This is a genomic window from Bradyrhizobium sp. CIAT3101 (genome assembly GCF_029714945.1).
In the GTDB taxonomy this organism is placed as follows: domain Bacteria; phylum Pseudomonadota; class Alphaproteobacteria; order Rhizobiales; family Xanthobacteraceae; genus Bradyrhizobium.
Genome location: NZ_CP121634.1, coordinates 5228106 through 5252205, shown reverse-complemented (window position 1 = coordinate 5252205; position 24100 = coordinate 5228106). Strand labels below are relative to the sequence as shown.

At 65.1% G+C, this 24100-nt stretch carries 23 protein-coding genes; 14 read left to right on the top strand and 9 right to left on the bottom strand.

What is annotated here, in order from left to right:
- Window positions 1-33 precede the first annotated feature (33 nt).
- Window positions 34-678: a DUF47 domain-containing protein gene (locus tag QA645_RS24945; RefSeq protein WP_234680631.1), complete on the top strand. Its 645-nt coding sequence runs from the start codon at window positions 34-36 to the stop codon at window positions 676-678.
- Between the two features lie 15 nt (window positions 679-693).
- Window positions 694-1701, top strand: a complete 1008-nt coding sequence (locus QA645_RS24940) for an inorganic phosphate transporter (protein WP_283044286.1) — start codon at window positions 694-696, stop codon at window positions 1699-1701.
- Here the strand turns inward: QA645_RS24940 and sugE are convergent.
- On the bottom strand, window positions 1694-2008 hold the full coding sequence (gene sugE / locus QA645_RS24935) for a quaternary ammonium compound efflux SMR transporter SugE (RefSeq protein ID WP_283044285.1): 315 nt from the start codon (window positions 2006-2008) through the stop codon (window positions 1694-1696). The genes QA645_RS24940 and sugE overlap by 8 nt on opposite strands.
- A 158-nt stretch (window positions 2009-2166) precedes the next feature.
- On the opposite strand from sugE, the gene QA645_RS24930 reads away from it, so the two are divergent.
- From QA645_RS24930 to QA645_RS24895, 8 genes are all read left to right on the top strand, one after another.
- On the top strand, window positions 2167-3786 hold the full coding sequence (locus QA645_RS24930) for a peptide chain release factor 3 (RefSeq protein WP_254130950.1): 1620 nt from the start codon (window positions 2167-2169) through the stop codon (window positions 3784-3786).
- A 102-nt stretch (window positions 3787-3888) separates the two neighbouring features.
- Entirely contained in the window at window positions 3889-4467 is a 579-nt protein-coding gene (locus tag QA645_RS24925) for a hypothetical protein (RefSeq protein WP_283044284.1), read from the top strand.
- 71 nt (window positions 4468-4538) lie between these two features.
- Window positions 4539-5123, top strand: coding sequence for an NnrU family protein (locus tag QA645_RS24920; protein ID WP_254193324.1), 585 nt, complete (start codon window positions 4539-4541; stop codon window positions 5121-5123).
- Window positions 5124-5196: 73 nt separating this feature from the next.
- Entirely contained in the window at window positions 5197-6792 is a 1596-nt protein-coding gene (locus QA645_RS24915) for a class I adenylate-forming enzyme family protein (protein ID WP_283044283.1), read from the top strand.
- Between the two features lie 172 nt (window positions 6793-6964).
- A complete protein-coding gene (locus QA645_RS24910) occupies window positions 6965-7618 on the top strand; it encodes a tetratricopeptide repeat protein (RefSeq protein WP_254193326.1) in 654 nt (217 codons plus the stop codon).
- Between the two features lie 35 nt (window positions 7619-7653).
- A complete protein-coding gene (locus tag QA645_RS24905) occupies window positions 7654-8214 on the top strand; it encodes a hypothetical protein (protein ID WP_254130955.1) in 561 nt (186 codons plus the stop codon).
- A 50-nt stretch (window positions 8215-8264) separates the two neighbouring features.
- A complete protein-coding gene (gene der, locus QA645_RS24900; protein ID WP_254130956.1) occupies window positions 8265-9647 on the top strand; it encodes a ribosome biogenesis GTPase Der in 1383 nt (460 codons plus the stop codon).
- On the top strand, window positions 9644-10900 hold the full coding sequence (locus QA645_RS24895; RefSeq protein WP_283044282.1) for a TCR/Tet family MFS transporter: 1257 nt from the start codon (window positions 9644-9646) through the stop codon (window positions 10898-10900). The genes der and QA645_RS24895 overlap by 4 nt, the downstream gene beginning before the upstream one ends.
- Window positions 10901-11100: 200 nt before the next feature.
- Here QA645_RS24895 and QA645_RS24890 read toward each other — a convergent pair whose 3' ends face one another.
- The 7 genes from QA645_RS24890 to radA all read right to left on the bottom strand — a co-directional run bounded on the left by QA645_RS24890 (window position 11101) and on the right by radA (window position 18681).
- A complete protein-coding gene (locus QA645_RS24890; RefSeq protein WP_283044281.1) occupies window positions 11101-12327 on the bottom strand; it encodes an ABC transporter substrate-binding protein in 1227 nt (408 codons plus the stop codon).
- A gap of 166 nt (window positions 12328-12493) precedes the next feature.
- Complete coding sequence (locus QA645_RS24885) at window positions 12494-13639, bottom strand: hypothetical protein (protein WP_283044280.1); 1146 nt, start codon at window positions 13637-13639, stop codon at window positions 12494-12496.
- 78 nt (window positions 13640-13717) lie between these two features.
- The gene (locus QA645_RS24880; RefSeq protein ID WP_283044279.1) at window positions 13718-14461 is read right to left on the bottom strand and encodes an SDR family NAD(P)-dependent oxidoreductase; all 744 of its coding nucleotides are present in this window, start codon (window positions 14459-14461) and stop codon (window positions 13718-13720) included.
- A 69-nt stretch (window positions 14462-14530) separates the two neighbouring features.
- Window positions 14531-14884: an immunity 8 family protein gene (locus QA645_RS24875; protein WP_254193332.1), complete on the bottom strand. Its 354-nt coding sequence runs from the start codon at window positions 14882-14884 to the stop codon at window positions 14531-14533.
- Window positions 14885-14894: 10 nt separating this feature from the next.
- A complete protein-coding gene (gene purF / locus QA645_RS24870; RefSeq protein WP_254130962.1) occupies window positions 14895-16406 on the bottom strand; it encodes an amidophosphoribosyltransferase in 1512 nt (503 codons plus the stop codon).
- A 28-nt stretch (window positions 16407-16434) separates the two neighbouring features.
- Entirely contained in the window at window positions 16435-17064 is a 630-nt protein-coding gene (locus QA645_RS24865; protein WP_234680617.1) for a CvpA family protein, read from the bottom strand.
- Between the two features lie 168 nt (window positions 17065-17232).
- Window positions 17233-18681 carry a DNA repair protein RadA gene (radA, locus tag QA645_RS24860; RefSeq protein WP_254193333.1) on the bottom strand — a complete coding sequence of 483 codons (1449 nt, stop codon included), beginning with the start codon at window positions 18679-18681 and terminating at the stop codon, window positions 17233-17235.
- A 237-nt stretch (window positions 18682-18918) separates the two neighbouring features.
- On the opposite strand from radA, the gene QA645_RS24855 reads away from it, so the two are divergent.
- Both QA645_RS24855 and QA645_RS24850 read left to right on the top strand, forming a co-directional pair.
- The gene (locus QA645_RS24855) at window positions 18919-20040 is read left to right on the top strand and encodes an ABC transporter substrate-binding protein (RefSeq protein WP_283053315.1); all 1122 of its coding nucleotides are present in this window, start codon (window positions 18919-18921) and stop codon (window positions 20038-20040) included.
- A gap of 17 nt (window positions 20041-20057) precedes the next feature.
- Entirely contained in the window at window positions 20058-22094 is a 2037-nt protein-coding gene (locus QA645_RS24850; protein ID WP_283044278.1) for an EAL domain-containing protein, read from the top strand.
- Window positions 22095-22103: 9 nt separating this feature from the next.
- Here the strand turns inward: QA645_RS24850 and QA645_RS24845 are convergent, their stop codons facing one another.
- The gene (locus QA645_RS24845) at window positions 22104-22829 is read right to left on the bottom strand and encodes a sulfite exporter TauE/SafE family protein (protein ID WP_283044277.1); all 726 of its coding nucleotides are present in this window, start codon (window positions 22827-22829) and stop codon (window positions 22104-22106) included.
- Window positions 22830-23013: 184 nt separating this feature from the next.
- On the opposite strand from QA645_RS24845, the gene QA645_RS24840 reads away from it, so the two are divergent.
- Window positions 23014-23322 (top strand): hypothetical protein, encoded by a 309-nt coding sequence (locus QA645_RS24840; RefSeq protein WP_283044276.1) that lies wholly within the window; start codon window positions 23014-23016, stop codon window positions 23320-23322.
- A 71-nt stretch (window positions 23323-23393) separates the two neighbouring features.
- The gene (locus QA645_RS24835) at window positions 23394-24050 is read left to right on the top strand and encodes a hypothetical protein (RefSeq protein ID WP_283044275.1); all 657 of its coding nucleotides are present in this window, start codon (window positions 23394-23396) and stop codon (window positions 24048-24050) included.
- Window positions 24051-24100: the final 50 nt, after the last annotated feature.

The window sequence follows — 24100 nt, the reverse complement described above, 5'->3', positions numbered from 1 at the left end:
GGTCGGGCCATGTCCAGCCGGTAGACTATTCCCATGATGCGATGGTTTCGTGCTTTCCTGCCCAAGGAAGAACGCTTCTTCGACCTGTTCGACCGTCATGCCCAGACCGTGATCCAGGGCGCGATCGCGCTTCAGGGCGTGCTGAACGGCGGCGAGGAGACGCCGGTCTACTGTCAGCGTGTCAACCAGTTCGAGAACGATGCCGACAACATCACCCGTGAGGTGCTGACGGCGGTGCGCCGCACGTTCATCACGCCGTTCGATCGCGGCGACATCAAGAACCTCATTACCTCGATGGACGATGCCATCGACCAGATGCAGCAGACTGCCAAAGCCGTGATGCTGTTCGAGGTCCGCACTTTCGAGCCGCCCATGCGCGAGATCGGCGCGCTCCTGATCGAGTGCGCTAATCTGGTCGGACGTGCGCTGCCGCTGATGCAGTCGATCGGGCCCAACGTCGCGATGCTGACCGCGATCACTGAAGAGCTGACCAAGCTCGAAGGCCGCGTCGACGACCTCCATGACATCGGGCTGAAGGAGCTGTTCCTCAAGCACCGCGACGGCAGTGCGATGGACTTCATCGTCGGCGTCGAAATCTACGACCACCTCGAAAAGGTGGCCGATCGCTTCGACGACGTCGCGAACGAGATCAACAGCATCGTCATCGAGCAAGTTTAGGGCAGGGGCCGCGCCGTGGATGCTGCGTTGGGTCTTCCCGTCCTGGTCGGATTGATTGCCGTCGCGCTGCTGTTCGATTTCCTGAACGGCCTGCACGATGCCGCCAATTCGATCGCGACCATCGTTTCGACCCGCGTTCTGCGGCCGCAATTCGCGGTGTTCTGGGCTGCGTTCTTCAATTTCGTCGCCTTCATGGTGTTCGGCCTGCATGTCGCGCAGACCATCGGCACCGGTATCATCGACCCCGCAATTGTCGATGCCCAGGTGATCTTTGCAGCGCTTGTCGGCGCCATCGTCTGGAATCTCGTGACCTGGGCGCTCGGCATCCCGTCTTCCTCGTCGCATGCGCTGATCGGCGGGCTCGTCGGCGGCGGCATGGCCAAGGCCGGAATTTCGGCGGCGGTCTGGAGCGGGCTGACCAAGGCGGTCCTGGCGATCGTGCTGTCGCCGCTGGTCGGCTTCCTGCTCGCGATGATGCTGGTTGCGGTCGTATCCTGGCTCTCGGTGCGCTCGACGCCGTTCGCGGTCGACCGCGCCTTCCGCATCCTGCAATTCGCCTCCGCCTCGCTCTATTCGCTCGGGCACGGCGGCAATGATGCGCAGAAGACGATGGGCATCATTGCCGTGCTGCTCTATTCGCAGGGCCATCTCGGCGGCGAATTCACGGTGCCGTTCTGGGTGGTGCTCTCCTGCCAGTCGGCGATGGCGCTGGGCACGTTGATGGGCGGCTGGCGTATCGTCCGCACCATGGGGCTGCGCATCACCAAGCTGACGCCGATGCAGGGTTTTTGCGCCGAGACCGGCGGGGCGGCGACCCTGTTCATAGCCACCTTCCTCGGCGTTCCCGTCTCGACCACTCACACCATCACCGGCGCCATTGTCGGCGTCGGCGCCGCGCGGCGCGTCTCGGCCGTACGCTGGAACGTGGCAAGCTCGATCGTCTATGCCTGGGTGATCACGATCCCGGCCTCGGCCATCGTCGCAGCACTCTCCTGGTGGGCGGTCCAGTTCTTCCTCAGGTAACGAATTTAAGCCCCGCGATGCCGGCGACGATCAGGGCAATGCTGGCGAGCCGGAAGGCCGTGGCGGGCTCGCCGAACAGGATGATGCCGAGCGTCGCGGTGCCGACTGCACCGATCCCGGTCCAGACCGCATAGGCGGTTCCGACCGGCAGCGACTTGAGCGCCAAACCGAGCAGGATCACGCTGCCGGCCATGGCCGCGAGCGTGATGATGGACGGAACCAGCCTGGTAAAGCCCTCGGTATATTTCAGGCCAATCGCCCAGGTGATCTCGAGAAGACCGGCGACGAACAGGATGCTCCAGGCCATGACGACCCTCCATTCAAGGCAGGGTCGTCCCCGCAGGCTGCTATGCTGATGAGCAGGAAGGTCGTCCTCCCGGAAGCCGATATGGGGCTGGCCGAAGGGCTCCGCAATCACCAAATGAGGCTTGATTGGGCCCATTTTCCCTGCCAAACGCTCCCGCCATGTCCGACATCGCCACCACAGCCGAATCGCCGGCCCGTTCCCCGCTTGCCGCAGAAGTGTCGCGGCGGCGTACGTTTGCGATCATTTCGCACCCGGACGCCGGCAAGACCACGCTGACCGAGAAGCTGCTGCTGTTCGGCGGCGCCATCAATCTGGCCGGGCAGGTCAAGGCCAAGGGCGAACGGCGCAACACCCGCTCGGACTGGATGAAGATCGAGCGCGAGCGCGGCATCTCGGTCGTGACTTCGGTCATGACCTTCGAGTTTGAAGGCCTGGTCTTCAACCTCCTGGACACGCCGGGCCACGAAGACTTTTCGGAAGACACCTATCGTACGCTCACGGCGGTCGATTCCGCCGTCATGGTGATCGACGCGGCCAAGGGCATCGAGGCGCGGACGCGCAAGCTGTTCGAGGTCTGTCGTCTGCGCGACATCCCGATCATCACCTTCATCAATAAAATGGATCGCGAGAGCCGCGACGTTTTCGAGCTGCTCGACGAGATCGAAAAGACACTGGCGCTCGACACCACGCCGATGACCTGGCCGGTCGGCCGCGGCCGCGACTTCCTCGGCACCTACGACGTCGTCAATGGCGGCGTACGCCTGCTCGAGGGTGGCGGCGCCAAGACGGGCGCTGCGCAGCAGATCGAGATCGCCGAGCTCGCCAAGCTCAATGCGAATCTCGACGTCTCCGGGGTGAAGGACGAGCTCGAGCTCGTGACCGAGGCCTCAAAGCCGTTCGAGCTCGACGCGTTTCGCGAGGGCCATCTGACGCCGGTTTATTTCGGCAGCGCGCTGCGCAATTTCGGCGTCGGCGATCTCCTGGAAGGCCTCGGCAAGTTCGCGCCCGAACCGCGTGCGCAGGACAGCGACCAGCGCAAGGTCGAAGCCACCGACCCGCGCATGAGCGCCTTCGTGTTCAAGATCCAGGCCAACATGGATCCGAACCACCGCGACCGCATCGCGTTTGCGCGGCTGTGCTCAGGCAAGCTCAGCCGCGGCATGAAGGCGAAGCTGGTGCGCACCGGCAAGAGCATGCCGCTGTCGAGCCCGCAATTCTTCTTTGCCCAGGACCGTTCGGTCGCGGACGAGGCCTTTGCAGGCGACGTCGTCGGCATTCCCAATCACGGCACGCTGCGCATCGGCGACACGCTGACCGAGGGCGAGGATTTCAACTTCGTTGGTGTGCCGAGCTTCGCGCCCGAAATCGTTCGCCGGGTGCGTCTCACCGACGCGATGAAGGCGAAGAAGCTGAAGGAAGCGCTTCAGCAGATGTCGGAAGAGGGCGTCGTGCAGGTGTTCCGTCCGCGCGACGGCGCACCGGCGCTGGTCGGCGTGGTCGGCGCGCTGCAGCTCGACGTGCTCAAGGCACGGCTCGAGGCGGAATACTCGCTGCCGGTCGAGTTCGAGGTCAGCGAGTTCCAGCTCGCGCGCTGGGTCTCCTCGGAGGACCGCAAGAAGCTCGACACCTTCATTGCTTCCAACACCTCCAGCATCGCCGACGACGTCGATGGCGATCCCGTGTATCTGGCACGGAACGAGTTCTATCTCGGCTACACCAGGGAACGCGCCGAGGGGATCGAGTTCACCAACGTCAAGGACGTCAAGAAGAAGGGGTAGGGCGCACCCCGGCGGCTTAAGCGCGAGCATGTGAACGCGCGCGGGCTTGACGCTTGCTGCGGCGGTGCCACGTTGGTCTACATGATATCGCGAGCGCGCATCATGTGGCGTGGCATCCTCGTCTTTCTCCTTCTGGCGATCTCAACCGTCGCGGCCGACGCGCAGCGCCGGCAGATCAATCCGATCCCGTTTGCGCACGAGCCGTGCAGTGTGCTCGACGGCCGTCCCTGCACGCCGTCCTATTGCAGCCCGCTCGATCACGGGCCCTGCATTCCCGAGATGGACTATCCCTACGGGCAGAACCTCCAGCTCACGATCGAGAGCGTCCCGTCAGAGGCTGATCGGGCCAAGTACCAGAGGCCGGATCACGATCTCGATACGATCGGCGACCTCTTTGCCGAGCTGCGCACCTGCTGGTCGCCGCCATCGGACAATGCCCGCGCGGGCATGCAGATGGCGGTGCGTTTCAGCTTTAACAAGACCGGGGGGCTGATCGGCCCGCCGCGCCTGACATATGCGACCGCAGGCGTTCCGGCGGACACAAGGACGGCCTATCTCAACGCGATCAATTCATCGCTGAACGCCTGCCTGCCGTTGAACTTCACCAGCGGCCTCGGCGGTGCCCTGGCCGGGCGTCCGATCGCGATCCGCTATGTCGATAATCGAGAGACTGGCAAGTAGCGCATCAGTTGCGACCGGCGGCCGATCGGTGATACGCCATGGCCGGGGGCGCTGGTTGAGGGGAGGATGTCGTGGGTCTGCTGGTCATGATCCTGGGGCTGGTGCTGTTTTTCGCCGCCCATGTTTTCACAACGAAACGAGAGGCACGCGCGCAGGCGATCGCGCGGCTGGGTGAGGGGACCTACAAGATCCTCTATTCGGTCGTCTCGCTCGCGGGGCTGGCGCTGATCGTCTGGGGCTTTGGCCATTATCGCGCGACCGGCTGGATCGATGTTTGGTATCCGCCGAAGGCGATGAAGCACATCACGGTCGCGCTGATGCTGCCTGCCGTCATCCTGGTGGTCGCGTCATATTTGCGGGGCCGCATCTACGCGACGCTGAAGCATCCGATGCTCGCCGGCATCAAGCTGTGGGCGGCGGCCCATCTGCTCGCCAATGGCGATCTCGGCTCCATCATCCTGTTCGGCTCGTTTCTGGGGTGGGGGGTCTATGATCGTATTTCGCTCAAGCATCGCAAGGATGCCGGTGGCCCGCCGATTCCAGTGGGCGGCGTCACCAACGATCTGATCGCTGTTGCGGTCGGTATCGTCGCCTATCTGGCGCTGGCGTTTGCGTTCCACCCTGTTGTGATCGGCGTTCCCGTCATGGGCGGCTAGCCGATCGGCGCAAGACATCATCTCCGTACTCATGTGCGGAAGGTGACAAAAGCAACAAGACGAGGACCCTCCGATGGACTGGTCGCAATCTCAGATTCCGCCGATGCGGTTCGAGGCGCGCTTTGGCGATCGGGTGGTCCCGGCCTTCACCGACCGGCCGGCTAGTCTCTGGGCGATGATCGCGGAGGCTGCCGCGCGCAACGGCGATGGCGAAGCGCTGGTCTGCGGTGACGTTCGCCTCAGCTGGCGACAGGCGGTGGAGCAGGCCGCGCGGATTGCATCGGGCTTTCGCAAGCTCGGCCTGCAGCGCGGCGACCGCGTCGCGATCCTGCTCGGCAACCGCATCGAATTTCCGCTGCTGCTGTTTGCCGCAGCGCATGAGGGGCTGGTCACCGTGCTGCTCAGCACGCGCCAGCAGAAGCCGGAGATTGCCTATGTTCTCACCGATTGCGGCGCCAAAATCCTGATCCACGAAGCCGGTCTCGCCGCGCGGTTGCCGGACGCACAGGATGTGCCTGATGTCGTTCATCGCGTCGCCGTCGACAATGATCCGCAATTGTCGCGCTTCGCGGTGCTCGCCGACAACGCACAGGCCATAGCACCGGTCGAAGTGAACGAGGAGGATACCGCGATGATCCTCTACACCTCGGGCACCACGGGCAAGCCGAAGGGCGCGATGCTCGCCCATTGCAACATCGTGCATTCCTCGATGGTGTTCGTGTCCTGCCTGCAATTGACGAAGGTCGACCGCTCGATCGCAGCCGTCCCGCTCGGCCATGTCACGGGCGTCGTCGCCAATATCACGACGATGATCTGCTGCGGCGGCGCGCTGATCATCATGCCGGAGTTCAAGGCTACCGATTATCTCAAGCTCGCGGCGCGCGAGCGCGTCACCTACACGGTGATGGTGCCGGCGATGTACAATCTCTGCCTGCTCCAGCCGGATTTCGACAGCTATGATCTCTCGAGCTGGCGCATCGGTGGTTTCGGCGGCGCGCCGATGCCGGTTGCGACGATCGAGAAGCTCAAGGCGACGATTCCGGGCCTGAAGCTCGCGAACTGCTACGGCGCGACCGAGACCACGTCGCCGTCCACCATCATGCCGGGCGAGCTGACGGAGAGCCATATCGACAGCGTCGGCCTGCCGTGTCCCGGCGCGCGGATCATCGCGATGGGGACCGAGGGACGCGAGCTGCCGCCCGGCGAGATCGGCGAGCTCTGGATCCAGAGCGCCTCCGTCATCAAGGGCTACTGGAACAACCCGAAGGCGACAGCGGAAAGTTTCACTGCCGGCTTTTGGCATTCGGGCGATCTCGGCTCGGTCGACGCCGAAGGGTTCGTCCGTGTCTTCGACCGGCAGAAGGACATGATCAATCGCGGCGGCCTCAAGATCTATTCGGCCGAGGTCGAATCCGTGCTCGCCGGCCACCCGGGCGTGGTCGAGAGTGCGATCATCGCCAGGCCATGCCCGGTGCTGGGCGAACGCGTCCACGCGGTCGTGGTCACCCGCGTCCAGGTCGGCACCGACGACTTGAAGGCCTGGTGCGCCGAGCGCCTGTCCGACTACAAGGTGCCGGAGACCATGACGGTCACCGCGGAGCCTCTGCCGCGCAACGCCAACGGCAAGGTGGTGAAACGCCAGCTGCGGGAGCTGCTGGTCGGGGCCTGAATGGAGGCGGGTGGGGTACCGGGATATCCCGGATCGCGTGTTAACGCCTTGATCGGCCTTGCTTTGCCTTGCCACCGCCATATCGATAGAGTATCGCCGCCGCCACGTGGGGACGGGCTTTAGACGCGCACGATCTGGCGCGCGCTCCCGGCCGGGCATGGGATTAGCATAAGTGTCTGAATTATTTGACGAAGTCGACGAGGAAGTACGTCGCGAGCAGCTCAAAAAGCTGTGGGACAAATATTCGCTCTACTTCATCGCCCTGATGGTGCTGGTCGTGGCGGCCGTGGGCGGCTGGCGCGGCTACCAGTATCTCGAGGCCAAGAAGGCCGCCGAGGCCGGCGCGACCTTCGAGAAGGCCGTGGAGCTATCGGAGCAGGGCAAGCACGCGGAGGCCGAGACGGCCTTTGCCGATCTCGCTGCCAAGGCTCCGTCCGGCTACCGCACCCTGGCGCGGCTCCGCGCCGCAGCCGAGGCCTCGGCCCGCGATCCCAAGGCTGCCGCCAAGATGTATGACGACATCGCCGCCGACAGCGGCGTCGGCAGCGAATGGCGGGATCTTGCCAAGATTCGCGCGGCCGGCCTGCTGGTGGACAGCGCGAGCTACGCCGACATCCAGCAGCGGCTGGAAACCTCTGCCGAGCCCAAATCGACCTTCCGCCACAGCGCCCGCGAATTGCTGGCGCTGTCGGCCTGGCGCAACAATGACATGACCGCGGCACGCAAATGGGTCGACGCGATCGCCGAGGACGGCGAATCGCCGCCGGGCCTGCGCTCGCGCGCCGAGGCGCTTCAGGCCTTGCTGCCGCCCGTCGCCAAGAGCTGAGCCGACGGTCCCGAGAGCCCAGACGAGATTCTGATATGCGCCGCACGCCACGTTTGATCGCAGCCGCCGTTCTGATCGCCTTCACGGGCGTCCTGGGCGGTTGCTCCAGCTTCGATCCGAGCGATCTCCTCGACTTCCTCGACACCAAGAAGAAGCTGCCGGGCGAGCGCAAGCCGGTGTTCCCCGAGGGCGTGCCAGGTCTGGAGCAGGGCGTGCCGAAGGACATGTACAAGGGCGCGCAGCAACAGCAGGATCCGAACGCGCCTGCCGTCGCGGCGTTGCCGGCCGAGCCGCCGCCGGCTGAGACCGCCAAATCGTCGAAATCCGCCAAGGGTAAGAAGACCAAGCAGCCGGCCGCGACTGCAGCCGCACCGGCTGAAGCGCCGGCCGGTGAGGTCGACGGCGAGGCTCAGCCCGAGGCAGCACCGGCGCCGGCCGCTCCGCCCCCCAAGCAGAAGATCGTCCGCAAGCGCACCACCGCGCCGCCGCCGGATCAATCCGCACAGCAGCCGGCGCAATCGGCGCAGACCACCCAGCAACAGCAGACGCAGGGAGCCTTCCCGGCGCCGATGCCCAGCGGCAGTTTCTCGCGCTGATATTTTCCACCGATTTGACAGGCGCTATCTCGACGGCGCACGAATGACTGATGTCCTTTACGATCGCCATCATCGGCCGGCCCAATGTCGGCAAGTCGACGCTGTTCAACCGCCTGGTGGGACAGAAGCTCGCGCTTGTCGATGATTTGCCAGGCGTCACCCGCGACCGCCGCGAGGGCGAGGCCAGGCTCGGCGATCTCGAATTCACCATCATCGACACCGCAGGCCTCGACGAAGGCGCCAAGGGCTCGCTGACGGCGAGGATGCAGGAGCAGACCGAGGCGGCGATCGCCCAGGCCGATGCACTGTTCTTCGTGATCGATGCCCGCATCGGCCTCACGCCGACAGATCGCGCCTTCGCCGATTTCGCCCGCAAGGCCAACAAGCCGGTGCTGCTGGTCGCCAACAAGAGCGAGGGCAAGCACGGCGATGCCGGCGCGATGGAGTCCTTTGCGCTTGGTCTCGGCGATCCCATCCAGATCTCGGCCGAACACGGCGAGGGCATGGGCGAGCTTTACGACGAACTCGCCAAGCTGATGCCGGAGCCCGTCGACGAGGATGAGGCCGAGGACGACGAGCCGCTGACCGAGGAAGAGGCCGCGACGCGCCCGATCCGGGTTGCCATCGTCGGTCGTCCCAATGCCGGCAAGTCGACGCTGATCAACCATCTGCTCGGCGAGGAGCGCCTGCTGACGAGCCCGGAGGCCGGCACCACGCGCGATTCCATCGCGGTCGAGATCAACTGGAAGGGCCGCGATTTTCGCGTGTTCGACACCGCGGGCCTTCGCCGGCGCTCGCGCATCGAGGAGAAGCTGGAGAAGCTCTCGGTGGCCGATGCGCTGCGCGCCGTGCGCTTCGCCGAAGTCGTCGTGATGATGATGGACTCGCAGAACCGCTTCGAGGAGCAGGATCTGCGCATCACCGATCTGATCGAGCGCGAGGGCCGCGCGGTCGTGCTCGCCGTCAACAAATGGGACCTGATGGAGACCAAGGGCGGCGGCGCGATTTCGGGTCTGCGCCGCGACGCCGATCATTGGCTGCCGCAGCTCAAGGGCGTGCCGATCGTCGCCGTCTCCGGCCTGATGGGCGAGGGCATCGATCGCCTGATGCAGGCGATCCAGGACGCCTACGCGCTCTGGAACAGGCGCGTGCCGACCTCGGCGCTCAATCGCTGGTTCGAGCAGGCGATCCAGGCCAATCCGCCGCCCGCGGTGTCCGGCCGCCGGCTGAAGCTGAACTACATCACCCAGACCAAGGCGCGCCCGCCGAGCTTCGTGCTGTTCTGCTCGCGCGCGGACGCCGTGCCGCAGTCTTACCTGCGCTACCTCGTCAACTCGATGCGTGAGGCCTTCGATCTGCCGGGCACGCCGGTGCGCATCACCCTGCGCGAGAAGGCCAATCCCTTCGCGCACAAGCGCAAGCGGCCGTCGTGAGCGGCGAAGCCGGCGAGGCGATAGCGCAAGGCGCTGCGCCGGTCCGGCGCGGGGCGGTCGCCTTCATCTTCGTCACCATCCTGCTCGACATGCTCGCGCTCGGCGTGATCATGCCGATCCTGCCCAAGCTGATCGAGAGTTTTGTCGGCAACGACACCGCGCATGCAGCCCGCATCTTCGGCCTGTTCGGCACGGCCTGGGCGCTGATGCAGTTCGTATTCTCTCCGCTGCTCGGCGCGCTGTCGGACCGCTTCGGGCGCCGGCCGGTGGTGCTGCTGTCGAATTTCGGGCTCGCCGCCGACTACGTGCTGATGGCGCTCGCGCCGTCGCTGACCTGGCTGTTCGTCGGCCGCGTGATCTCCGGCATCACCTCGGCCAGCATCTCGACCGCCTTCGCCTATATCGCCGACATCACGCCGGCGGAGCGGCGCGCGGCGGTGTTCGGTAAGATCGGTGCTGCGTTCGGTGCAGGATTCATCCTGGGGCCGGCAGTAGGCGGCCTGCTCGGTGATATCGATCCACGATTGCCGTTCTGGGCGGCGGCAGGCTTGAGCTTTGCCAATGCGCTCTATGGCCTGCTGATCCTGCCGGAATCGCTGGCGCCGGAGAAGCGCGCCTCGTTCCGCTGGAGGAGCGCCAATCCGGTCGGCGCGTTGCACCTCTTGAGTTCAAGCGCCGGGCTGGCGGCGCTGTCGGTCGTCAATTTCATCGCCCAGGTGGCGCATGTCGTGCTGCCATCGACCTTCGTGCTCTATGCGACCTATCGCTACGGGTGGGATTCAAAGACCGTCGGACTGACACTGGCGATGGTGGGCGTCTGCGCCATGGTGGTGCAGGGGCTCGCCATCGGTCCCATCGTGCGCCTGCTCGGCGAACGCAACGCGATGTTGATGGGCCTGTGCTGTGGCGCGATCGGCTTCGTGATCCTGGGTGCGGCTCCGACCGGACCGCTCTCCTGGCTTGGCATTCCCGTGCTGTCCCTCTGGGGTATCTCCGGCGCTGCGATGCAGTCGCTGATGACGCGGCTGGTCGCGCCGGATCAGCAGGGCCAGTTGCAGGGCGCGACCTCGAGCGTGCAGAGCGTGGCGCAGCTCGTCGGTCCCTTCCTGTTCACGCTGACGTTTTCGTATTTCATCGGCGGCAGCGCGCCGTTGCATCTGCCCGGCGCACCGTTCCTGCTCGCAGCCACGTTGATGGTGATTTGCGTAGCCATCGCGGTGCGGACGCTGGCAGCAACGAAGACGGTCTCGTAGGGAGGGCAAAGGCGCGTCAGCGCCGTGGCCACCGCCTGTTCATGATTTCCAGAAGCCGTGGGCACGCTTCCGCCTTCGCTCTTCGAGCTACGGCGGACAAGTCGCTTTGCCCACCCTGCGGCAGCGAATCCTGGTCTGAAACGAAAATGCCCGGGACGAGCCCGGGCACGACGTCGTAAAGCATTGCGACAGCTACGCGGTTACTTCTTCACCAGCGGACACTCGCTGTCCTTGAGCGGCTTGGCCGCGTCTTCCGCCGAGATGGTCGAGACCAGCTTGTAATAGTCCCACGGGCCCTTCGACTCCTCGGGCTTCTTCACCTCGAACAGGTAGGCCGGGATGATGCGGCGGCCGTCCTCGCGGAGCGGACCCTTGCCGAACAGCGGATCGTCGGTCGGGATTTCCTTCATCTTGGCGACGACCTTGGCGCCGTCATGTGGATTGCCGCCGAGCGCCTCGAGCGCCTTGAGGTAGTGTATCACGCCGGCATAGTTGCCGGCCTGGGTCATCGACGGCATCGCCTTGTTGGCGGTCTTTTCCTGGAAGCGCTTTGACCAGGTGCGCGTGGCATCGTTGAGGTCCCAGTAGAAGGACTCGGTGAAGGTCAGGCCGTGCGCGGTCTTCAGGCCGAGCGAGTGGACGTCGTTGATGAAGAGCAGCAGCGCTGCGAGCTTCTGGCCGCCCTCGACGATGCCGAATTCGGCCGCCTGCTTGATCGAGTTTGTGGTGTCGCCGCCGGCGTTGGCAAGCCCGACGATCTTCGCCTTCGAGTTCTGCGCCTGCAGCAGGAAGGACGAGAAGTCGGAGGTGTTGAGCGGATGCTTGACGCCGCCGAGCACCTTGCCGCCGTTCGCGGTCACGACCGCGCTGGTGTCGCGCTCGAGCGCGGCGCCGAAGGCGTAGTCGGCGGTCAGGAAGAACCAGGTATCGCCGCCGGCCTTGGTCAGCGCCTTGCCGGTGCCGGTGGCAAGCATGTAGGTGTCGTAGGTATAGGAGATGGTGTTGGCGTTGCAGGCCTTGCCGGTCAGGTCGGCGCTGGCGCCGCCATTGTTGAGCAGGACGACGTTCTTTTCCTTGGCGACGTTGCTGACCGCCAGCGCCACGCCGGAGTTCGGCGTGTCGGTGATCATGTCGACCTTCTGGGTGTCGATCCACTGCCGCGCGATGTTGACGCCGACGTCAGGCTTGTTCTGGTGGTCGCCGCTGACGACCTCGATTTTCCAACCCTTCGCGGCGAGGCCGGAATCCTCGACCGCCATCTTCACCGCCACGACGGAGCCGGGACCGCCGATATCGGCGTAGAGGCTGGACATGTCGTTGAGCACGCCGATCGTGACGGTCTTGTCCTGGGCGTAGGTTGATGATGAAAATCCGAAGGCGGCGCAGGCCAGAAGGACCGCGGTGCGGCGCGCGAACGTCGTCGTCATAAAAGGTTTCCTCCATTGTCAAATATTCGGACAGCCCTCTTGCGGAGCCTTGTTCCGGCAAATTCCGTAGCCTGTCCCAGGGACGGCGGCAATGCGCCTAAAGCCGGATGACACTGCGTCGTAGCGTCATCCGCCGGTTAACTTTTGGGCAAAATGCGTTGAGGCGCTATTCCAGCGCGTCCGAAATCAGCTTGAATTTCTGGATGCGCTTGCCCTCGACCTCGCCGGTATAAACGTTCCCCTTGGCGTCGACGGCCATGGCGTGGAGCAGTTCGAACTGACCGGCGTTGCGGCCGCTGTGGCCGAAGGTGCCGACCACGCTGCCGTCGTCACGCTGGATGACGCGGATCTCGTTGTTGGTGCCGTCGGCATTCAACAGGTAGGTCTGCTTTGGATCGGGCCACAGCGCCAGATCGAACACTGCGCCGTCACCACGGCTATCCTTCTCGTAGACCCACTCCTTCACGAAGGTGCCGTCCTTCTTGAAGACCTCGATACGGTTCTGGCTGCGGTCGCAGACATAGACGAGGCCGTCATTGGCGATCTTGATGCAGTGGACGGGATTGCCGAACTGCTCCTGTGCCGTGGCGCTCGGATCGTAAGGCGGTTGCTTGTCGTCGTTCGGGGCCTTGCCGTGGCCACCCCAATGCCGCTTGTAGGCGAGCGTGGTGGCGTCGAACACGATGACGCGGCGATTGCCGTAGCCGTCGGCGATGTAGAGTTCGTTGGCCTCCTTGTCGATCGCGATCTCCGCCGGACGACCGAGCTGCGTCGTGTCGTTGCTGTTGGTGCGCGGCGCGATCTTGCCGATCTGGCCGAGATATTTGCCGTCGAGCGTGAACTTCAGGATCGCGCTGTCATTGTCGGCATTGCCGCCGATCCAGACGAAGCCACGCTCGTCGACCTCGATGCCGTGCTCGCGGCCGACCCATTCATAGCCGTCGCCGGGCCCGCCCCAGGACCGCAGCAGATTGCCGTCGACGTCGAATTCCAGCACGGGCGGTGCGGGCACGCAGCATTTTGCCCGCGGCGGATTGAGGGTCGCGGCCTTCTCGCCGTCGATCAGCGAGCGCGGACGGTGGATCACCCAGATGTGCCCCTGCCAGTCCACCGTGATCCCGCCGATCTGGCCGATGATCCAGTTGTTCGGAAGCTGCTTCGGCCAGGACGCATCGACCGCGAAGGTCGGGACGTCGCCGGCCGCGGCGACGTTCGGAAGCGCGATGGCGATGGCTGCAATCAGGATGGAGACGGCGTGAGAGACGCGTGCGAGCGCACGGTTGAAGCCTGCGCGATCATGCCATGACGCCATGGCGACCTCCCTTTTTTGGCTTGCGGCTTGCTGCCGCTTGAGCGCGCGCAGTCAATCGCGGGGAGGTGCTTGAGTCAATCAGGCCGGCGCGCGGAAGCCCATCAGGTTGCGGGTCTTGTAGTCGTAGAACTTGCCGGTCTCGGTCCAGTCGGGCGCGCACATCGGGACGATGAACTCGGCGACCTGCTCGGGCGTGTCCAGCGTCGCCGGGTCTTCGCCCGGCATCAGGGTTGCGCGCATGCGGGTGCGGATCGGGCCCGGATTGAACAGGTTGACGCGCAGGGGCGTGTTCGCAGTCTCCTGCGCCCAGGCACGCGCCAGCGTCTCCAGCGCGGCCTTGGAGGCAGCGTAGGGGCTGACATAGGCGGTGGCCTTGTTGGCGGCGCCAGACGTGATGAACACGGCGCGGCCGGCGTCGGATTGTTTGAGCAGCGGCTCCATGCAGCGGATCAGCTGGAAGTTCGCGGAGACGTTGACGGCCATGACGTCGTTGAACGTCTTGAGCTCGATATGGCCGACCGGCGAGGAGGGGCCGAGCACGCCGGCATTGCCGACGAGGATGTCGAGCTTGCCATAGCGCTCGTGCAGGCCTGCCCCAAGCCGCGCGATACCGTCGAAATCGGTGAGGTTCAGCGGCACCAGCGTAGCGCCACTGCCGCCTACTTTGCGGATCTCGTCGTCGAGCTCCTCGAGCCCGCCCTGCGTGCGCGCGGTGGCAACAATGTGCGCGCCGGCCTTGGAAAGCGCGAGTGCCGTGGCAAAGCCGATGCCGCGCGAGGCGCCGGTGACGAGAGCGATGCGGTTAGCGAGGGGCTTGGTCATGGCGGGGTTTTACAGGCGTGGATGGCTGGGACAAGCCCGGCCGAGACAAAATCCGACCGCCTACCAGGCTCAAGGTTCGTAGTTTTCGAATTCCCAGGAGCCAAGGAGGCCAACCTTTTCGGCAACCTCTTTCCAACTGTTGCCCATGCACCTCTGGCAATAGCCACGCACATATTGTTCGAGCGCTGGGTAGTCGTATTCCTTGACGAAGAGGAAGTGTCTTCCCGGGACATGAGCGTCCTTCATGTTCTCCGCGAACCATTCCGGTGTGCAAAGAGTGAATCCGAAGGATTCTTCGCCCGGCCCGCCAGCCGGACCGACCATTGCAGAAATGTAGATTCCGAATGGCCCTTCAGGCCAAAATGCTTCCAGCGACGGCGTGTCGCTGCAAGATAGCCGCCTGAGGTTGGCTACAACGACCACGCCGGCATCGTCAGCTCGCCTCCGCCAGCAGCGACAGCTGCCGCGGTTGCGGCTCGGTCTGGGTCTGGTCGGTGAGGTGGGTCGGATAGACGCCTGTGAAGCAGTGATCCGCAAACTTCGGATTGGCGGGGTCGCGGCCGGGTTCGCCCATCGCGCGGTACATGCCGTCGATCGACAGGAAGGCGAGCGAGTCGGCGCCGATGAGCTCGCGCATCTCCTCGAGCGAATGCGTCGCGGCCAAGAGGCCGCCGCGGTCCGGCAGATCGATGCCGTAATAATCGGGATAGAGGATCGGCGGCGAGGCGAGGCGGAAGTGCACTTCCTTGGCGCCGGCATCGCGCATCATGCGCACGATCTTCTTCGACGTGGTGCCGCGCACCAGGGAGTCGTCGATCAGGATGATGCGCTTGCCTTCGATCGCGGCACGGTTGGCCGAGTGCTTCATGCGCACGCCGGATTCGCGGATCGCCTGCGTCGGCTGGATGAAGGTGCGGCCGACATAATGGTTGCGGATGATGCCGAGCTCGAACGGCACGCCCGAATGCTGGCTGTAGCCGACCGCGGCGGGCACGCCGGAATCCGGCACCGGCACCACGACGTCGACAGGCACATGGCTCTCGCGCGCGAGCTGAGCGCCGAAGGCCTTGCGCACCTCGTAGACCGAGCGCCCGTGGACGATGGAATCCGGACGCGAGAAATAGATGTATTCGAAGATGCAGGGGCGCGGCGCCATCGGCGGGAACGGCTTGTGGATGTCCTGGCCGTGCTCGTCGAACACGATGACTTCGCCGGGCTCGATGTCGCGGACGAAGCGCGCGCCGATGATGTCGAGCGCGCAGGTCTCCGACGTCAGGATCGGGCAGCCGTCGAGTTCGCCGAGCACCAGCGGGCGGATGCCGCGGGGATCGCGCGCGCCGACCAGCTTCTTGTTGGTGAGCGAGACCAGCGCATAGGCGCCTTCGATCTCGCGCAGCGCGTCGATATAGCGCTCGATGAAGCGGCTGCGCCGGGAGCGCGCCACCAGGTGCAGGATCACCTCGGTGTCGGAGGTCGACTGCATCATCGCGCCGTTCTTGACGAGCTCGCGGCGCAGCGTCAGGCCGTTGGAGAGGTTGCCGTTGTGGGCGACCGCGAGGCCGCCGGCATTGAGCTCGGCGAACAGCGGTTGCACGTTGCGCAGGATGGTGGCGCCGGTCGTGGCGTAGCGCACGTGGCCGACCGCCATGGTGCCGGGCAGGCGGTCGATCACCTCGCGGCGGGAGAAGGTGTCGCCGACGAGGCCGAGGCGGCGTTCACTGTGGAAGCGGCTGCCGTCGTAGGAGACGATGCCGGCGGCTTCCTGGCCGCGGTGTTGAAGTGCGTGGAGGCCGAGCGCCGTGATGGCGGCAGCTTCAGGATGTCCGTAGATGCCGAAGACGCCGCATTCCTCGCGGACCGTATCTCCGTCCAGGTCGTCCTGAAGCTCTAGCGCGGCGGAGCCGGGATCGAGTTCAGTGTGGGCGTCCTGGTCAGGGTGTCGCATCTCGTCCGCGCCTCTCTTTAGGGCTCAATCAACGCGCCGCAGGTTTCTCGATCAGCTTCTTGAGGCTGTCACGAGCAGGTTTACTGTAACCGTCTCCAGTGCCCGAAGGCTGCTGTTCGGTATCAGCTTGATCATCATCTGGTTTGTTTTTCTTGAATCTCTTCAAGATGGTGTTCTCGGGGTCATCCGGCAAGAGGGACATCAGCCAATCCCCGGTTCCCTGGAGCACCACACGGGATTTTGCCCCCGAGACCCAGTCCGGGCGCTGCTTGTCCGGCACCAGCCAGGTGAAGAACAGGAAGGCCACCACGACGATCAAGAGCCCGCGAGCGAGCCCGAACAGGAACCCGAGGGTGCGGTCCAGCGCGCCAATGCGCGAATCCAGGATCATGTCGGAGATCCGGACCGTGATCACGGAGACCACGACCAGGGTACCGACGAACACACCGGCGACCACGACCACGCTGGCGACGGTGTCGTTGTTGAAATAGGTCTTGGCGGTCGGCAGCAGCTTGGAGAACGAGTACAGCGTCACGATCGCCGCCGTGCCCCAGGCTGCGATCGACAGGATTTCGCGCATGAAGCCGCGGACCATCGCAAGCAGGCCCGAGATCAGCATCACACCGAGCAGGATCAGGTCGAGGAGTGTAACTGGCATCGGCTGGTCTGGTCCGCTCGTACTCTCAAAGGGTGCTCAGCGAATCGGTGTTTGGCCGCCGCCCTAACTGAAGGCCAGACGACGTTCCCGGCAAGGCCGTAACCACGCAATCCCATGCTGCTTTTGTGACGGCTGTATAGCGGCGGGGACGCTTGACGTCACCTCCGGCTACCCCTCTCCACGGCGGAATCTTGCCGGTGTGGCATTTTTCTCCGCAGGCGGGTTCTGATCGCCGCGGCGGGAGCCCTTGGCGGCGATTTCAGCGACCAGCGTGGTGAGGCTGTTGACCGCGTTCAGGGTCAGCCCGGCATCACCGCCGGCCTCACCGCCGCGGGCCGATTCGGGCAGCACGGCGCGCTTGAAGCCGAGCTTGACCGCTTCCTTGAGCCGGGCCGGGGTCTGCGCCACCGGGCGGATGACGCCGGAGAGCGAAATCTCGCCGAAATAGACCGCATCGGTGGGTAACTGCGCATTAACCAGGGAGGACACCAGCGCGGCCGCAGCCGCCATATCGGCCGCCGGCTCGTGGATGCGCAGGCCACCCGCGACGTTCAGATAGACGTCGTGGCCCGACAGCTTGACCCCGCAATGGGCTTCCAGCACCGCCAGCACCATCGAGAGCCGGCTCTGGTCCCAGCCGACCACGGCGCGGCGCGGGGTGCCGAGCGAGGTCGGCGCCACCAATGCCTGCAATTCGACCAGAACGGGCCGCGTGCCCTCGATGCCCGCGAAGACTGCGGTGCCGGGGGTGCCGAGGTCACGCTCGGACAGGAACAGCTCGGAAGGGTTGGTGACCTCGCGCAGGCCGAGGCCGGTCATCTCGAACACGCCGATCTCGTCGGTCGGACCGAAGCGGTTCTTGACGGCGCGCAGGATGCGGAATTGCTGCGAGCCTTCACCCTCGAACGACATCACGGCATCGACCATGTGCTCGACCACGCGAGGGCCCGCGATCTGGCCGTCCTTGGTGACGTGGCCGACCAGGATGATGGCCGCACCGGTCTTCTTGGCGAACCGAATGAGGGCCTGCGCCGAGGCGCGCACCTGGGTGACCGTGCCGGGCGCGGATTCCACCGTGTCGGTCCACATCGTCTGGATCGAGTCGATCACGATCAGCCGCGGGACGGCGCCCTCCGACAATGTCGAGACGATGTCCTCGACCGAGGTCTCGGCCGCGAGCTGCACGGGTGCATCCGACAACCCGAGCCGTTCGGCGCGCAGCCGCACCTGGGCGATGGCTTCTTCGCCGGAGATGTAGACGATGCGGTGGCCGGCGCGCGCCATCAGGCTGGTCGCCTGCGTCAGCAGCGTCGATTTGCCGATGCCGGGATCGCCGCCGACCAGCAGCACCGAGCCGCGCACGAAGCCGCCGCCGGTGACGCGGTCGAGCTCGGTCAGCCCCGAGGACAGGCGCGGCGCGTCAGGGCTTTTGCCCGCGAGGCTCTCCAGCGCAAACGTGCGGCCCTTGCGCTTGGAGCGGATCGAGACCGGGACGCTGCCGGTCGCGTCCTCCTCGGCCAGCGTATTCCATTCGCCGCAGGACTCGCACTTGCCCTGCCAGCGGTTATAGGCCGCGCCGCAGTTCTGGCAGACGAAGGAAAGCGTGTTCTTGGCCATGGGATGGTGAGTCGGAGGTTTCAGATTTGCTGATAGCACGGAACGGCGGGCTGCGCGGGCGCCCGTGAGCGCTCCAATTAGCCCAATTCCGTGCAGCCGATACACCCTTTGTTAGCTCTACGCCGCCGCGCCGCGCCGGACTTTGCCAAATGTTAGCGGACGCGGGTCCAGCTTCGGAACAAGACGGGGTGGCTAAAAAGAATGACGGCAGTCCTACGGATATTGCTCGCTGTGAGCATGGCCCTTGGCGTTCTCGCGCCAGCCGGCCACGCTGTTGCGGCTGATGCAAAACCCCTCAACATCGTTTTCGTGAGCCCGGGCAAGATCGGTGAGGTCTACTGGGACATGGTCGCGCAGACCATGCAGGCCGCCGGCCGCAAGCTCGACGCCAATGTCGAGGTGCTGAGCAGCGAGCGCAATTATCGCACCATGCAGGAGCTCGGCCTCGGCGTGGTCGCGCGTGCCGACAAGCCCGACTTCCTCATTCTCTCGAACGAGGAATCCGCCGCCGTTCCGATCCTGGAGGCGGCCGAGGCCGCGGGCGTGAAAACGCTGCTGCTGTCGAATACGCTGATCGGCGAGGATGCGGTGCGTTTCGGAGCGCCGCGCAGCAAGCTCAAGACCTGGCTCGGCGACATCACGACCGATCTGGCGACCGCGGGCGCGCGCATGGCGAATGCGTTGATCGACGCAGCGCGTCACGAAAAATGGCAAAGCCCCGATGGCAAAATCCATCTTCTCGGGATCGGCGGTGACGAGATCACGCCGGCCTCGATTGCCCGCAATGCCGGTCTCCAGCTCGCAGTCGCGGCTGCGCCCGACGTCGTCGTGGACCGGATGCTGTTTGCCAATTGGACCCAGTCGGAAGCGGAACAGGTCGCGGCCAACTATCTGAGCTGGGCTTCGCGCAAGGGCATCCGTCCCGCAGGAATCTGGGCCGGCAACGATCCGATGGCCCTTGGTGCGCTCAAGGCGGCTGCCGCCGCGGGACTTGAGCCCGGCCAGAATATCCAGGTCGTCGGCCTGAACTGGTCGGAGGACGCGCTGCGCGAAATCAAGGCCGGTCGTCTGCTGCTGACCGATGGCGGCCATTTCCTGCTCGGCGGCTGGTCGATCGTGCTGCTGCGCGACTATGCCGATGGTTGCGACTTCGCAGCCAGCTCGCCGCACATCGAGGTCAAGACGTCGGCGATCACGCGCGACAATCTCGCCTCCGTGGCCGCACTGATCAAGACCCGGGCCTTCGACCGGATCGACTTCGCGCGGTTCAAGGCAAGGCCGGGACGTTGCGGCCAATACGATTTCTCGCTGGATGCGCTGATTTCGTCGCTGTCGCCCCCAAGCGCCGCCGGTGAATGATGCAGGACGCTGACGGCATGAACGCTCCGACCAGGCCGGCTGCATCGCGCTCCGTCGTCCGCGCGATGATCTGGGCCACCGTGCCGGTGCTGCTGTTGGTGCAGCTGCTGGCGTCGGCCGGCGTCGAGGTCTCGAGCTTCTGGTCGCAGATCCGGCAGCTCGATGCCCGCATTGCCCGCGTCGCCGAGAGCCGCGCCGAGCTGATCGCCGAGCCGCTCTGGAAGATGCGCTACGACCAGGTCACCGGCGTGCTCAACGAGATCATGCACGACGAGACCATCGCGGCTGCCGCCGTCTACGACGACACCGGCGTCGTGATCGCCCGCGTGGTGGCGCGGCCCGCGGTCCAGGCGCTCACCGAGGTCTCGCGTCCGATTGCCTACCGCAACGGCAACATCGCCGTTCAGGCCGGCCGCATCGTGATCGCCTATTCCTATGCGACGCTCTATGTGGACACCGGCAGCAGGCTGGGACTGCTTCTCGTCGTCGGCCTCCTCGGAACGCTTGCGACCGTGATCGCGATGCGGATCTCTGCCAACATCTTCATCGGCAAGCCGCTGGCCGCGATGATGTCGGCGATCCAGCGCAGCAAGCAGGACGGTCGCGCCTATCCGGCCGACGTCAAATCGTCGAACGAATTCGGCCAGCTCGCGAGCGCCTTCAACGCGATGCAGCACACGACGTCGGGCGCGCTCGACCGGCTCGGCCACATGGCCGCGCACGATCCGCTCACGGGCCTGCCCAACCGCCGCTCACTGTCCGAGCGCCTCGTGACCTTGAGCAGGGATGCCGGCTCGCCGGACGCACTGATTGCCTTCTCCTTCATCGATCTCGACGATTTCAAGGGCATCAACGACACCTTCGGTCACGACGCCGGCGACAAGTTCCTGGTTCATATCTCCGAACGGCTTCGTGATACGGTCGAACCGGAAGATTGGGTCGCGCGGCTCGGCGGCGACGAGTTCGTGGTCATTCGTCCGGAAGTCAGCAATGAAGCGGCCGCGCAGGCCTTCGCGCGGCAAGTGCTGGACGCCATTTCTGAACCGATCCTGCTGCATGACAAGCAGGTCGTGCCGCGTGCCAGCATCGGCCTTGCCGTGCGCCGTGCCGGCGACCCTGAATTGTCCCACTTGCCGGCGCTCGCCGACATCGCGCTCTACCACGCCAAGAGCAAGGCGCCCGGCACCGTCGCGGTGCTCGACGAAGCGCTCCAGCGCGACTATCGCCGCCGCAGGGATCTCGAGCTTGCGATCCCCACAGGCTTTGCCGAGCAGCAATTCGAGGTCTGGTATCAAAGCCAGGTCGATCTGGTGACCCAGGAGGTCATCGGCCTGGAGGCGCTCATTCGCTGGCGTCATCCCGAGCATGGCGTGATCGGTCCCGGTGAATTCCTGCCGCTGATCGAGCGCAGCGGCAACAATGCGCGGTTGACACGCTACGTGCTGACCGACGCCTGCCGCGCGCTGCAACGCCTGGCAGCTGCAGCCAGGCCGCAGATCCGGATTGCGATCAATCTGCCCCCATCCGAATTGGCCGACCATTCGCTCGCCGCCGAACTGCGCGAGACGTGCGAGCGGCTCGGCGTCGCGGCGTCATCACTCGAGCTCGAGATCACCGAGGGATCGCTGATCAACAACATCGCCAGCGCATCCGAGACGCTGCGCCGGCTGCGGCGCCTCGGCGCCACCATTGCGCTCGACGATTTCGGCACGGGCTATAGCTCGCTCGCCCATCTGCGTCGGTTTCCGCTCGACAAGGTCAAGATCGACAAGGCATTCATCCGCGAAATCCCCGAGAGTGCCGAGGACAAGGCGATCGTCGGCGTGATTGCCTCACTCGCGGAGACGCTGGGGCTCACCTTGGTCGCGGAAGGCATCGAACGGGCCGAGCAGGCGCAGGCGATGCGCGAGATGGGCGTGAGGCTCGGCCAGGGTTTTCTGTACCACAAGCCGCAGCCGCTCGATGCCGTGCTGGGGGGCCTTGCGGAAACCGGCGGCGGCGAGGATCGTCTGTTCGCAGACAGTCCGCCAATCGCGCCGGAATTCGCCGCCTGAGCGGTACGGCTAGGGCTGCGTCGCATTCCACAGCATCGAGAGCCCGGCTGCGATCATGATCGCATCCATCACCATGCGGAACATCTCGGGTTTCAGGTGCATGACGAAGCGCTTGGCGACGAAAGCGCCGGCCATCAGCGAGGAGCCTGCGATCAGGCCCTTGATGAAGACGTCCTGTGTCAGCGCTCCGAAGCGTTCGAACGTCACGGATTTGGCGAAGTAGAGCCCAAGCGAGGCGGCGGCTTCGGTGGCGAGAAAGGCGCCTTTGGACAAGCCATAGAACAGGAACAGCGGCACGCTGAGCGGTCCGGTCGAGACCACGATGCCGGTGAGATAACCGATGACGGCGCCGCCGATCGCCAGATGCCAGAGATTGGCCTTGAGGTCGTGTCGCGCCAGCCAGTGCCGCACCGGCACCATTGCGATGAGGAAGATGCCGATGGCAAGATCGACGGCGTGCGAGGGCAGGGCGAGCAGCGTCCGCGCGCCCAGCGCCGCGGCCGGAATGCCGGTGACGGAATAGGCCAGGCAGGCCCGCCAGTCGACTTCTCGCCACCACGCCAGAATGCGCGAAAAGTTTGCCATGACGGAAGCCACCGCCATGATCGGCACGGCCTCCTTCGGCCCGTAGGCATAGACCAGCACGGGCATCAGCATGATCGACGAGCCCGTGCCGACGATGCCGGAAATGGTGCCTGCGATCAGGCCGACGCTGAGGACGAAGAGAAAAGCCAAGGGCGTGCTCCGGGAATCGACAGAGTTTAGCCGGAGGAAGGGGAGCGCGCGAATGGGGTTACCGGCCCGGCCGTAGTTAACCGCCGGTGTCGCGCCCGCCGCCAATCCGACCGGTTCCCGGGCCTGATCCTTAGAATTTGAAGCGTATTGATCGGAGCGTCGCTCAAAGAATTTGAGGTCCGTGATGCCTGACCACCATTCCTTCTCCGCGCTCGACCGCCATGCGGTGCTCGGCGGATCCGACAACGGCTTTCCCTGGTACGCGGGTGCGATGCTTGCGGTCGAGGCGAACGAAGTGGTGCGGCTCCGCTGCGAGAAGCTCAGCCATGGCGATGAGGCTGCCGGGCAGGAAGCCGTGCTGATGGTCAGCGAGAAGGTCGCGGCCGCCTTCGAAGCGTTCGCGTGCCTGCTCGCGGGCGCAACGCCTGCGGCGGTGGTTCAGCGCTATCGCGAGCATGTGGCCGCCAACGCCAAGCGCCTGTCTGCGAATTGAGACGTCGCGCGGCATCCGCGTGACCGCTCATCGGTCGCCATGAACCCGCCGCGCGGTGGGGGCGACAGACGGTGGATGATGCCGCGCCAGCTCCTGTAGCAATTCCAAGTTCGTTCGCCGACAGACGCGTGCGCCTGGCACCCAAACTGTCGGAGACCAATGTGAGTGACATCAAGCGGCGAGATTGGGCAGCCCGGACCATTGCATTGCTGGCGGTGGTCGTTGTCCTTGTGGGAGCCCTGCTGCTGTTCAATGCGCCGAACCGCGAACGCCGGACCGCGATCACGACGAGTTGCAGTCAATTCGAGGCCGATGCCCACAAACTGTTCGGCAAAGGTGATACTGCCGTCCTGAGCGCGTCGTTCGCGGCCGGCGACAACGTGCATCTGGCGATCGATTTCAAGGGCGTCGGTTATGTCTGGGAACTGACCGGCGTGTTGGCGACTGCCAGAAAGGATGTGACCGGCTCCGGCTCGTTCACCACGGTCACCAAGTCCAAATCGACGTCCGCCGCGGCCAATTCCGGCACATCGACCATTTCGCATGGCGAGATCAATGGCTTTGCCACCTTGGATGTGGCGAGCGACATCATTGCGGCCGGGGAAGGCGGGATCGTGATCGCCAACACCAACAGCTTGCCGCCGTTCGCGCTGCCGAGGGTCGCGAGCGCAAGCTGCGAGGCCTCGAAAGGGCCGGTCCAACTCTCGGTTCATGCGACGACAAAGTGAGACAGGCCAGTTCTCCCGCTGCTGACAGCATGTTGGCAGCAGGGGCGGCC